The organism is Antarctobacter heliothermus (assembly GCF_002237555.1).
Classification (GTDB): Bacteria; Pseudomonadota; Alphaproteobacteria; order Rhodobacterales; family Rhodobacteraceae; genus Antarctobacter; species Antarctobacter heliothermus_B.
This window is the reverse complement of the sequence record NZ_CP022540.1, coordinates 2,139,971-2,152,227: the sequence shown is the minus strand read 5'-3', so window position 1 is coordinate 2,152,227 and position 12,257 is coordinate 2,139,971. Positions and strand designations below refer to the sequence as shown.

Genomic DNA, 12,257 nt, shown 5'->3' with positions numbered 1-12,257 from the left:
GAAAAAAGCCCCGGACTTTCGGTCCGGGGCTTTCTATTTGTCAGGAAGACCTGGGGGCGGATCAGCCCTCGGCGTCTTCTTTCGCGTCGTTGGAGACTTCTTCGCCGGTTGTCTGATCGACCATCTTCATCGCCAGACGCACCTTGCCACGATCGTCAAAGCCCAGCAGCTTGACGTAGACCTCTTGGCCTTCCTTCAGCACGTCCGAAGGATGGTTCAGGCGCTTGTTCTCGATCTGGCTGACATGCACCAGACCGTCACGCTTGCCAAAGAAGTTCACAAAGGCGCCAAAGTCGACGATCTTGACGACCGTGCCTTTGTAGACCTTGCCCTCTTCCGGCTCTGCCACGATCGAATAGATCATGTCATAGGCCTTTTTGATGGACTCGCCGTCCGGCGAAGCGATCTTGATGATGCCTTCGTCGTTGATGTCGACCTTTGCGCCCGACACTTCGACGATCTCGCGGATCACCTTGCCGCCCGAACCGATCACTTCACGGATCTTGTCGGTCGGGATCTGCATGGTCTCGATCCGCGGCGCGTGAACGCTGAACTCACCCGCCGTTGTGATCGCCTTGGACATCTCTTCGAGAATGTGCAGACGGCCCGTCTTGGCCTGTGCCAGCGCGGCTTTCATGATCTCAGGCGTGATGCCCGCAACCTTGATGTCCATCTGCAACGAGGTGATGCCGTTTTCCGTCCCGGCCACCTTGAAGTCCATGTCGCCAAGGTGATCCTCATCACCCAGGATGTCGGACAGGATGCCATAAGAACCATCATCTTCCAGCACCAGACCCATGGCCACACCGGCCACCGGCGCCTTGAGCGGAACACCTGCGTCCATCATCGACAAGGAGCCACCGCAAACCGACGCCATCGAGCTGGAGCCGTTGGATTCGGTGATCTCGGACACGATGCGGATGGTATAGGGGAAATCCGTCGCCGCCGGCAGAACCGCCTGCAAGGCACGCCACGCCAGCTTGCCATGACCGATCTCACGACGGCCCGGGCCGCTCACACGGCCAACTTCGCCAACCGAATAGGGGGGGAAGTTGTAGTGCAGCAGGAAGTTGGATTTGAAGTTGCCGTGCAGGGCGTCGATGAACTGCTCATCGTCGCCGGTGCCCAGCGTAGTAACGGCCAGCGCCTGAGTTTCACCGCGGGTGAACAGCGCCGACCCGTGGGTCCGCGGCAACAGGCCGGTTTCCGACACGATCGGACGGATTTGGTCTAGCGCACGGCCGTCAATACGGCGACCGTTCTTGACCACGTCACCGCGCAGAACCATCGACTCCAGCTTTTTCATCGCCGGGCCAAGGTTGGCATCTGCAAGCTGCTCTTCGTTCAGACCAGCCTTGATCTCATCCTTCAGCGCGGACACGGCAGCAACGCGTTCCTGCTTGTCCGAAATCGCATAAGCGGCGCGCATCTTCTCTTCGCCAAGACCTTTGACGACTTCGAACAGCGCCGAGTAATCGGGGGCCTGAAAATCAAACGGCTCTTTCGCGGCTTCCTCAGCCAGTTCGATGATCGTGTCGATCACCGGCTGGATGCTTTCATGTGCGAACATGACCGCGCCCAGCATCTCATCCTCGGTCAGCTCATAGGCCTCGGATTCGACCATCATGACCGCGTCCTTGGTGCCCGCGACAACCAGATCGAGCCGCTGCTCGGGGTTGTTGCGCAGCTGGTGCATGTCGTCGACTGTCGGGTTCAGGACGTATTCACCGTCCTCGAAACCAACGCGCGCGCCCGCGATCGGGCCACGGAACGGAGCGCCGGAAATGGTTAGCGCGGCAGAGGCGGCGATCATGGCGACGATGTCGGGGTCGTTGACAAGGTCGTGGCTCAGCACGGTGCACATGACCAGGACTTCGTTCTTGAAGCCGGGCACAAACAGCGGGCGGATCGGACGGTCGATCAGGCGCGCTGTCAGCGTTTCTTTCTCGGTGGGCCGTGCCTCACGCTTGAAGAAACCGCCGGGCACCTTGCCGGCCGCATAGTATTTTTCCTGATAGTGGACGGTCAGGGGAAAGAAATCCTGGCCTTCCTTCTGCTGCTTTGCAAACGTCACGTTGGCCATGACGGATGTTTCGCCCAGGGTGGCAATGACGGTGCCGTCTGCCTGGCGGGCAACCTTGCCCGTTTCCAGCGTGAGCGTTTCTTCGCCCCACTGCAGCGTCTTTTTCACTTCTTTGAACATCAAAAATCCTCTTGGAGGCACTCCCAAGCCCCTTGGCCCGGGTCCTCCGATTGACTAGCGGCCCCATTGCCGCCGACCCTTTCATCATCCCATGCGCCGGGTCAGTGCGTCACGTCTCAGATGCGAGGCCCATACAGCAGACAACAACCTTTGTGAAGCCGTCCAATAGCCCCACCTCGCCGGCTGCTGGAGAATAATTGCTTGGTGTCAAAAGCTTTCGCCACATTGCCTGCGCCGTGATACAGGCCGAACAGTTATTTCAAGTGAAGCGCCCCCATGACCCTGCTGCAGATCACCTCTCTCCTCATCGTGCTTGCCGGGGTTTTCGGCACCATCAACTACTTCTTCTTCCGGCTGCCTTCGGCGATCGGCATCCTTGTGGTGGCACTGCTGGCCTCGATGGCGGCGCTGGGTCTGGATGTGGCGATGCCCACCTTGGGGATAGCCGACACACTGCGCGGCGTGGTGACGGGCATCGACTTTTCTGACGCACTGCTGGAGGGGATGCTGGGGCTGTTGCTGTTTGCTGGGGCACTACATGTCAAGCTGTCGGATTTGCGTGCGGTCTGGCCCACCGTCCTGCTGATGGCGACCATCGGCGTGGCGCTGTCGACGGCCGTCATCGGCATGGGCTTTCACTGGCTAACCGGCGCACCGATCCTGATTGCGCTGGTCTTTGGTGCTCTGATCTCACCCACCGACCCTGTGGCCGTCATGGGTGTTCTGAAACAGGCCAATCTGCGCAAGTCACTCGAAACGCAGGTCGCGGGCGAAAGCCTGTTCAATGATGGCGTTGGCTATGTTGTGTTTCTTGTTCTTGTCGGCCTTGCCTTTCCGGCACTGTCGCATGGCGACGCCCACGGCAGCCCGGCGATGGACGCGGCCAAGCTGTTCGCGCAAGAGGCACTAGGCGGTGCTGTCTTGGGCATCGTTTTGGGCTGGCTGACCTTTCGCGTCATGCGCCATATCGACGACTACGCACTTGAGGTGCTGCTGACCCTCGCGCTGGCCTTTGGCGGCTACGAATTGGCGATTTTCCTACATTTCTCCGCGCCCATCGCGGCGGTTTCCGCGGGCCTGCTGATTGGCGACATCGGCGCCAAGCACGGCATGTCCGAGGAAACCCGCGAATATGTGGAAAAGTTCTGGGTGCTGGTGGATGAGATCCTGAACGCCGTCCTGTTTATGCTCATCGGCGTCGAGATTTTCGCCGTCGAGCTTGAGGCAAACATGCTGATCACCGGCGTGCTGTGCATCGCACTGGCGCTGTTCGGGCGGCTGACTGCCGTGGTGGTGCCAATCCTGATGCTAAAGCCTTTTCGCTCCTTTGCGCCCGGCGTCATGCCGATCATGACCTGGGGAGGACTGAAGGGCGGTATCTCTGTCGCGCTGGCGCTTTCACTGCCGGATGGAGAGTGGAAACCGTTGATCCTGACCGTGACCTATGTGATCGTCGTCTTCTCGATCATCGTGCAGGGATTGACCGTGGGCAAACTCGCCAGCCGGGTCGGGCGGGAACCTGACCTTGTCTGACGAAGGCGGTCCAGCTAGGATCCACCGCGAAAGGCTCTGTCCCAGCCACGCCGACCGGCGTAGCGCGGCGACCCCAAAGCCCCGGACTGGTCATCGCCTCCGTTGGCACGGTCTGTGGAAACTGGATTTCATTGCGCAATGCCTTGTCAAACCGTCATGCAAAGATCTGCGGGACCGTTCCTATGCGCGCGCCGGTCAACCCTAGGGTCAGGACACATAGCCAATAGATGACGAGCGCTGCAAGGGCGATGGCTGAGAGGAAGACCTTCGGGCACCTGTCATAGCGGGTTGCCACGCGCCGCCAATCTTTCAACCTGCCGAACATGATCTCGATCCGGTTGCGCCGCTTGTACCGACGCTTGTCGTATTTGACGGTTTTCTTTCGCTGTTTCCGGCCAGGGATGCAGGCGTGTATCCCTTTGTCTTGCAACGCTTCTCGGAACCAATCTGCATCGTATCCACGATCTCCGAGCAGCCAATCGACTTTCGGCAGACTGCTCAACAACGCCCGTGCGCCGATGTAGTCGCTGGCCTGTCCTGCGGTCACGAACAGGTTCAGCGGGCGTCCGTGACTGTCGCAGATAGCGTGCAGTTTCGTATTCATGCCGCCTTTGGTTCGGCCAATCAGGCGTCCACGCCCCCCTTTTCGACGCCCATGCTGGTCGCTGTCCGGTGGGCCTTCAGATACGTCGCGTCCACTGCCCGGCAGTGGTTTGCCTGCAAACCATGAGAGGGGATCATCACGGTTTTCTGTTCGCCGTGTTTGGCGGCCAAACCGGCCATCATCCGCGCCAAGATGCCCTTGTCGCTCCACCGTTTCCAACGGTTGTACAGCGTCTTGTGCGGCCCATAGGCAGCAGGGGCATCGCGCCACCGCAAGCCATTGCGATTGATGAAGGTAATCCCGATCAACACACGCCTGTCATCGACGCGCGGCTTGCCGTGGGACTTTGGGAAGAAGGGCTCCAGGCGCGCCATCTGCGCATCCGTCAGCCAGAAGAGATCAGACATGTTAACCGCTCGGTTTTCGCGCGGTGAATCATGCCCCTTCGCTGAAATCAATGGGTCCTGAGCCTAGGAAAACGGCTGTCCTTGGCCATGACCAATGTCCGACCTCGTAACTCTCCCAACGCAAAGGCCAGAAACGCGAAACGCCCGCCTCCTGTCGGAGACGGGCGCGTATCGCTCATTCGAGGACGCTCGCGTTTAGCGGCGGATGCCCAAGCTGGAGATCAGCGACTTGTAGCGCGCTTCGTCCTTGGCCTTGAGATAATCCAGAAGCTTGCGGCGCTGTGCCACCATCATCAGAAGGCCACGACGCGAGTGGTTGTCCTTCTTGTGGCTCTTGAAATGTTCGGTCAGCGTGGTGATACGCGATGTCAGGATGGCCACCTGCACTTCGGGCGAGCCGGTGTCACCTTCCTTGGTGGCGTATTCCTTCATCAGGCGGGTCTTTTCTTCCGCAGTAATCGACATCGGGGTCTCCTTTTCGGATCAAAGGGTTATGGCACAAGCCGGGATGTCGTCCAGCAAAGCCCGTGGAGAGGTCCGCAGTAGCGGATGCGCGCAGGTACGTGATTCCGCGCCACTTGGCAAGGCGGCAATCCTCAACCCGCCAACCCGAGTGCCGCAGCGTCGCTTTCACCGACCAGAAAGATGGACGACAGCGGCGGAGCCTCATCGGTGGGCAAGTTCGCCAGCACCCTACCGCCCAGCCTGATCTCGGTCGTGTCGGGATCATCCTTGCTGAGCCGCATTTCCAACTGTGGTTCTGGCCCTGGCGTGCTGTCATCAAAGACAATCAGCAGCTGGTCTTCCGCTGCGTCATAGTCAAGCTGCTCAATCGGCTCTGACCGGGCATCGGCCACTATGTCACCGGGCATTGCGCCGCCGGGCAACGCTTGCTCCTGCGCAGCATCGCCAACCTCGATCCGGAATCCATGCAGCGTGAGCACCTCAACCGCGCCCTGCGCCTCTTCGACCGGCTCGGCAGATGGCTCCCCTGCCTCCGAAGGGGCCGCATCAAAAATATTGATCAAACCCATGCGATCGAACAGCGACCGCCCATCCGCCAACGCATCGTCGTCATGCCGGTGCCATACCCCATCCTGTTCGGGATCGACGTCGAGAGAGGCCGCAACGGCATCAAGTTCGTCGCCGTCCTCGTGAGGCGTGTCGTCGGTGTCATCGCCCATGCTGACAATGGCAACAGATCCCAGCGCCATGAGTCCCATGAGCCCGGCCAATAGATACATCGGTACTGCCCCGTTTCGTGCCCACAGGTGGCGACGCACGAAATGCCCGGGCCACCTAGAGAACAGCCCCGAGTGTCGCACCCCACGGTTAAACAGTGCTTACTCGGTGACCTCGATCTTGATTTCCTGGATCAGGGCAGTGGCCAGATCGCCGAGGATGGGAATAAATTCGATATGGCTGAGCACCAGAACCGCCACCGACACCAACGCCGTGGCCCCGACCGCCGTGCCAAGGCCCAGCATCAGGCCGCGCAGGAACTGAAAGAACATCAAGCGCGGCACATTATTGTGGATTCGCACAAAGCGATGGCTGTTCAACAGCGCCACCTCATCGGCAAGCCGGGCAAGCTCTAGGCGCAAGTCGTCGTCAGATTCAGGCGGCATAGCGCATCTCCTTTGGCCAGGGTTCCGGTAGAACCGCATAGGACACATATAGCGGGTGGCGCGGATGTCCGGCCTTTGTCAAACCCAGATGGCGCACATCGCCCGAAAGCAAGGCCGCCGCTTTTGCCCCGGCGCCCTGCAACGCGCCATGTACGCCCCAGGCCGCCAGCGTCAAATCCGCAGCGCCCGACCAGTCCGCCAAAAGCGCGGCATTCTCTGGCCCCTCAGGATCATTGGCACGGCGCAGATCCTCTGGCCGGGTGGCGCGATAGGCAAACAGGTTGGCAATCCGCATCGCCCCATAGCCCAACGCCCGCGTCCGCCGCTGGCATCGCTCGATGGTCGGATCGTTTTGCAGCTCGCTGGCGGTCGAGGGGTTCAGCATCACAAACAACACCTCTCCGGCATCGGCATCCCAAACCCGGCGCAACCCATAACGATAAGTTTCACAAGGCGAATACCACGCGGTGCTGCGCTGCCCGTCCTGATGTGCATGCCGTTCTATCATGCGGCCAAGCTGCCCCGCCCGCGCGGGACGTTCAAGGGCGATTGACATTCCGCGTCCCCTGCGGCCCCCTGCCCGCAGCCAGACGGAGCATTTCATGAACATCCAGATGATCGAGGCCGCCGCCACCCGCGCCAGCGGCATCACCCGCCGCACGCCGCTGCTGTCCGCGCAGGCGCTTGACGCCATCGCGGGGCGGCGCGTTCTGGTAAAACCCGAATGTCTGCAACACACCGGCAGCTTCAAGTTTCGCGGCGCATGGTCGGCGCTGACCGCCCTGCCCGAAGACCAGCGCGCCAAAGGCGTGATCGCCTTTTCCTCGGGCAACCATGCGCAAGGCGTGGCGTTGGCCGCACAAAAACTGGGTGTGCCAGCCGTTATCCTGATGCCGTCGGACGCCCCCGCCGCCAAGATAGATGGCACGCGGTCCTACGGGGCAGAGGTGGTCCTGTATGACCGGGGCCGCGAAAGCCGTGAAAAGATCGGGGCCGAGATTGCCGCCGCCCGCGATCTGACGCTGGTCAGGCCCTATGACGATCCGCAGGTCATCGCCGGTCAGGGCACCTGCGGGCTGGAGATCGCAGAACAAGCCACAGAGACAGGCGTGACAGAGGCGGACGTGCTGATCTGCTGCGGCGGCGGCGGGCTGACCGCCGGGATCGCGCTGGCGCTGGAGGCGCGCGCTCCCGGCCTGCGCCCCCGCCCCGCTGAACCGGCCGGATTTGACGATACCGCCCGCTCACTGCTCTCTGGCCAGCGGGAAACCAACGCCAAGGAGGCCGGTGGCCTGTGCGACGCCATCCTGACGCCCAGCCCCGGAGAGATCACCTTTCCGATCAACGCCCGCCTCTGCGGTCCGGGCATCGTTGTCACCGACGATGAGGTGTTGCAGGCCATGGCGCTGGCCGCCCGCCACCTAAAGGTCATTGCCGAACCGGGCGGTGCCGCAGCACTGGCCGCAGCCCTGTTTCACGGCACGGAAATTGCGGGCGACACGGTCATCTGCACCATCTCTGGCGGCAACCTTGACCCGGATTTGTTGATCCGCGCCTTGTCAGGCTAAAGACCGGGTCCGGAATTCCCCCGCCCCCAAGGCGCGCCGCAAGTGCTATAGTACAACCTTGGATTCAAGGGGACTACAGATGAAACGCCTTGCCACGCTCTCTGCTGCTGCCCTGCTTTATGCCGTTCCCGCCACAGCACAGGAACTGATCGGCTTTGACCTCGACTCCTTTGGTCACACCGTCCTGTCACGCAAACAATTCGGCGGTGATGCCATCCCCGAGGCCGCCTTTGGCGCCTACAACAACGAATTTATCTCGACCTATTCGGCGAAATCGATCTTTGCCAGTATCGGACGGTCCGTGGGCCGTCTGGACGTGGCCACCGACAACGGCGTCTTTCCCTGCACCGCCTTTCTAGTGGCCGATGACCTGATCATGACCAACAACCATTGCGTCCCAGGCATCATCGACAATGAAAAGGCCAACGCAACCTCTATCGTCGGGGTGCGGTTTGTCATGGGCTACACCAATGAAGGTGTGACAGAAGGCACCACCTCATTCCTTGTCGATCCCGCCCCGGTCGAGACGTCCAAGCCGCTGGATTACACCGTCCTGCGCATCCTCGGCGACTCGCCGGGACGAGAGTTCGGTGCCCTGCAACTGGCCTCGGCCACGCCGCTCGACAATGACCCCTACTGGATCATCGGCCACCCGATGGGAGAGGCGCAGCGCATCAGCCGCGAAAAATGCCGCGCCAACGCTCCTGCGTTGTCGGATGGCAAACTGCTGCACACCTGCGATACGCTGCCCGGCAACTCCGGCTCTCCGGTGATCGACGCGACCTCACGGCAGGTGATCGGACTGCACCACGCTGGATCTGCCCGCAACAGCATCAACTACGCGATCCCGATGGCGCAGATCCTTGCCAACAGCGCCGTGCTGACCGCCGCCACCGGCACCGCGCCCGCCCCCGCGCCGGACACGTCAGAAACGCGCGCCTTTACCAGCCTGTCAGAGGCGCTGGATCTGTCCGACGACACCGCCCGCCGCACCGCGCTGGAGGCACTGGTGGCAGAGGCCCCTGACACAGCCGCCGCGCGCACGGCCACCCGCCTGATTGCGGCGATGCAGCCGGTGCCTGCCCCAACACCGCCCGAATCCACGCTGGCCGAGCGCATGGCCGCCGATGCCGACGTGCAGGACTGCGACCGCCTTGCCGGGGACCGCTATCACCCCGACCGGGCGCGCGGTCTGATGCTGGCCAAGGGCATGGTGTTCGAAGAGATCGACCCGGACCCCGCCATCGCCGCCTGCCGCAGCGCGCTGGACACCTTTCCCGATCACCCGCGCCTAACCGGTTTTCTCGCAGAGGCCCTCAGCGCAGCAGAACGATCCGACGAGGCGTTTACCGCCTACCGCACCGCCGCCCTCGCCGGGGATGCAATTGGTCAGGCCGGGCTTGGGATCTCGTATCTCTGGGGGTTGGGGACAGATCCCGATCCGCAAGAAGCCCGCGAATGGTTTGAAAAATCCGCAGCGCAAGGCCACCCCATCGCCAAGACAGCACTGGGCGTGATTTACCAGCACGGACAGGGCGTCACCGCCGACCCGGACCGGGCACTGAAACTGTATCAGGAGGGGGCCGACGCAGGTTATCACGGCGCGCAAGACCAATTAGGTGACCTCTACCGTGCGGGCGAAATCGTCCCGCAGTCCGACAAAACCGCTGCCGAGTGGTTCGAAAAATCTGCCGTACAGGGCAACGCGAGCGCGCAATTCAACCTTGGCCAGCTTTACATGTTGGGCAACGGCGTCGAGAAATCCGATGCCCGCGCCGCCCGGCTATACCGCGACGCCGCCGAACAGGATTTTTCAGATGCCCAATTGGCCTTGGGCAATATGTACCTGTGGGGGCGTGGCGTCACCCAATCCGACACAGAGGCCGTCCGCTGGTACAAGACGGCTGCGGACGGCAACAACCCCGGCGCGCTGTTCGCCCTTGCCTGGCTCACCGAACAGGGCCGGGGCGTTGCGGCCGACCCGGCAGAGGCTGCACGCCTGTACATCGCCTCTTTGAAAGCAGGCAACGACTGGTCCCTCAACCGCGAGAGTACAGGCTGGACCACCGACACCGCCCGCGCGCTGCAACAGGCGCTGGCTGCCGAGGGCGTCTATTCCGGCACAACCGATGGCCGCATCGGCCAGCAGACACAAGAGGCGATGCGCCGTCTCCTGCCGCAATGACCTGTCACATATTCCCAAACCTGCAGTCCGGCCTTTTGTGCTAGGCTACGGCATATTTTTTCAAAGGTGGCGTAAAGCTCATGTCATTCAAAAAATCACTGTTCGCCGCCTTGATGATCGCCTCGCCCGCCCTGTCACAACAGGACCTGATCGGCTTTGATCTGTCGTCCTTTGGCAAGACCATCTTGTCGAACAATCAGGCGGCAGGGGGCGACATCATGCTTGAGGCCGCTTTTGGCTCCTACAACAATGAGTTCATCGCGACCTATTCACCAAAATCCGTTTTTGCCAAGATGGGCCGCGCCGTGGGGCGGCTGGACGTGGCCACGGACGCGGGCGTCTTTCCCTGCACCGCCTTTTTGGTCGACGACGACCTGTTGATGACCAACCACCACTGCGTACCTGGCATACTGGATCATGAACGCGCCGGGGCCACCGCCATTGTCGGCGTGCAATTCGTCGCGGGCTACCTACAAGAAGGCATCGAGGAAGGCAGCGAGCGCTTTCTGGTCAACCCGATCCCGGTCGAGACAAGCAAGACGCTGGATTACACCTTGCTGCGCATATTGGGCTCCAAACCCGGCAAGCAGTACGGCACTTTGGCGCTGGCGGGATTAGACCCCGACGACAATGCGCCGTTCTGGATCATTGGCCACCCGATGGGAGAGGCGCAGCGCATCAGCCGTGAGAAATGCCGTGCCAACGCCCCTGCCCTGTCCAAGGACCGCGTATTGCACACCTGCGATACCCTACCCGGAAACTCTGGCTCTCCGGTGATCGACGCGGGCACCCAGCAGGTGATCGCGCTGCACCACGCAGGGTCGGCCCGCAACAGCATCAACTACGCCGTGCCGATGACCGCTATCCTGCGCAACAGCACCGTGTTGAAATCCGCCTCCCCCATCGTCGCGCCCACCGCCGCCAAACCAGACCGCGACACGCAGGCCGACCGCGCGCTGGCGCGGCTGTTCGGACTGCAGGACGACACCGCGCTGAAGGCCGGACTGGGCGAGCTGATCACCGACTTCCCCGGCACCCCGGCGGCGCGCAGCGCGCAACTCCGGCTGGACCGGCTGCAGAGCTCGCAAAAGGTGGCAAGCGACCGGGCGCAACTGGCAAAGGCCAATGAGGCCCTCCTGGCGGCGCTGGTCCTGACCGACACCGACGCCCAGCGTCGCGCGCTGGAGGAGATGTTGCGCACCTATGGCGACACCCCCGCCGCTGCCGCCGCCCGCGCCACGCTGCTAACGCTAACACGTCCCAAAACGGCGGATCCCGTGGCACAGCCCAAGCCTATTCCCAAGACCGCGCCGACGCCGACTTCAACGGCCAAGGCAACCGCCGCCCCGAGACCGGCAAAACCCGCCAACGCGCCGATGATCGAAACAACAACCATCGCCGCCAGACTCTATGCGCCGGGCTCTGTCCTCAAGGCTTACGGTCATTCGATCTATGACACGCCATCAACCAAGGCACGCGTGGTGAACAGATCAACCGGATCGCTCGTTCTAGGCGAGCATGTCTTTGAGAACTGGTACAAGGTTCAGGATCGAACGCGAGAGTATGTGCAGGTCAGGTCAGGGCTGAAAATCCTTGTGTCCGCAACGTCGGATGCGGCGACCCCGCCGTCAAAAACCACCACCGCGCCGATGATCGAAACGACAACCATCGCCGCCAGACTCTATGCGCCGGGTTCTGTCCTCAAGGCTTACGGCCATTCAATTTATGACACGCCATCAACCAAGGCACGCGTCGTGAACAGATCAACCGGATCGACCGTTCTGGGCGAGCATGTCTTTGAGAACTGGTACAAGGTTCAGGGCCGGACGAGAGAATACGTGCAGGTCAGGTCAGGACTGAAAATTCTCGTTTCCGCGAAAACCGAGCCACCTTCCACACCAAAGACCGTCACGGCCAGGACCTACACCGCTGGCACCGTCGTCCAGATCGGCAGCCGTCCGGTCCGCAAAAAGCCGATCTCCTACGAGCCGCCGGCGTCTTCCGTGCATCATCGAGTCAAGATAGGCAGCCATGTCATGGGCGACTGGTACACGATCTTCGGTGACAGCAACAGATTTGTGGAACTGCCGCCGGGCCTCACGATCCTCAGCGGCGACAATTGACCAACC

General features: G+C 61.8%; 9 protein-coding genes and 1 pseudogene. 4 read left to right on the top strand and 6 right to left on the bottom strand.

The genetic code is table 11. The annotated features are described in order from the left end of the window. Positions 1-61: 61 nt before the first annotated feature. Positions 62-2,203: a polyribonucleotide nucleotidyltransferase gene (gene pnp, locus ANTHELSMS3_RS10200; RefSeq protein ID WP_094034773.1), complete on the bottom strand. Its 2,142-nt coding sequence runs from the start codon at positions 2,201-2,203 to the stop codon at positions 62-64. Between the two features lie 276 nt (positions 2,204-2,479). On the opposite strand from pnp, the gene ANTHELSMS3_RS10195 reads away from it, so the two are divergent. Then, positions 2,480-3,736 (top strand): cation:proton antiporter, encoded by a 1,257-nt coding sequence (locus ANTHELSMS3_RS10195; RefSeq protein WP_094034772.1) that lies wholly within the window; start codon positions 2,480-2,482, stop codon positions 3,734-3,736. 154 nt (positions 3,737-3,890) lie between these two features. Here the strand turns inward: ANTHELSMS3_RS10195 and ANTHELSMS3_RS10190 are convergent. From ANTHELSMS3_RS10190 to ANTHELSMS3_RS10170, 5 genes and pseudogenes are all read right to left on the bottom strand, one after another. Next, positions 3,891-4,747 (bottom strand): annotated as a pseudogene (locus ANTHELSMS3_RS10190) (IS5 family transposase). Between the two features lie 195 nt (positions 4,748-4,942). Then, positions 4,943-5,212 carry a 30S ribosomal protein S15 gene (gene rpsO / locus ANTHELSMS3_RS10185; protein WP_089278349.1) on the bottom strand — a complete coding sequence of 90 codons (270 nt, stop codon included), beginning with the start codon at positions 5,210-5,212 and terminating at the stop codon, positions 4,943-4,945. 131 nt (positions 5,213-5,343) lie between these two features. After that, a complete protein-coding gene (locus ANTHELSMS3_RS10180) occupies positions 5,344-5,991 on the bottom strand; it encodes a hypothetical protein (protein WP_094034771.1) in 648 nt (215 codons plus the stop codon). A 99-nt stretch (positions 5,992-6,090) separates the two neighbouring features. Beyond that, positions 6,091-6,375: a DUF5665 domain-containing protein gene (locus ANTHELSMS3_RS10175; protein WP_094034770.1), complete on the bottom strand. Its 285-nt coding sequence runs from the start codon at positions 6,373-6,375 to the stop codon at positions 6,091-6,093. Beyond that, complete coding sequence (locus ANTHELSMS3_RS10170; RefSeq protein ID WP_094037044.1) at positions 6,365-6,883, bottom strand: DUF1643 domain-containing protein; 519 nt, start codon at positions 6,881-6,883, stop codon at positions 6,365-6,367. The genes ANTHELSMS3_RS10175 and ANTHELSMS3_RS10170 overlap by 11 nt, the downstream gene beginning before the upstream one ends. Before the next feature lie 94 nt (positions 6,884-6,977). On the opposite strand from ANTHELSMS3_RS10170, the gene ANTHELSMS3_RS10165 reads away from it, so the two are divergent. From ANTHELSMS3_RS10165 to ANTHELSMS3_RS10155, 3 genes are all read left to right on the top strand, one after another. Next, on the top strand, positions 6,978-7,943 hold the full coding sequence (locus ANTHELSMS3_RS10165) for a threonine ammonia-lyase (RefSeq protein ID WP_094034769.1): 966 nt from the start codon (positions 6,978-6,980) through the stop codon (positions 7,941-7,943). Between the two features lie 79 nt (positions 7,944-8,022). Next, positions 8,023-10,128: a bifunctional trypsin-like peptidase domain-containing/SEL1-like repeat protein gene (locus ANTHELSMS3_RS10160; RefSeq protein WP_094034768.1), complete on the top strand. Its 2,106-nt coding sequence runs from the start codon at positions 8,023-8,025 to the stop codon at positions 10,126-10,128. Positions 10,129-10,208: 80 nt separating this feature from the next. Next, positions 10,209-12,251: a trypsin-like serine peptidase gene (locus tag ANTHELSMS3_RS10155; protein ID WP_094034767.1), complete on the top strand. Its 2,043-nt coding sequence runs from the start codon at positions 10,209-10,211 to the stop codon at positions 12,249-12,251. The last annotated feature ends 6 nt before the right edge of the window (positions 12,252-12,257 follow it).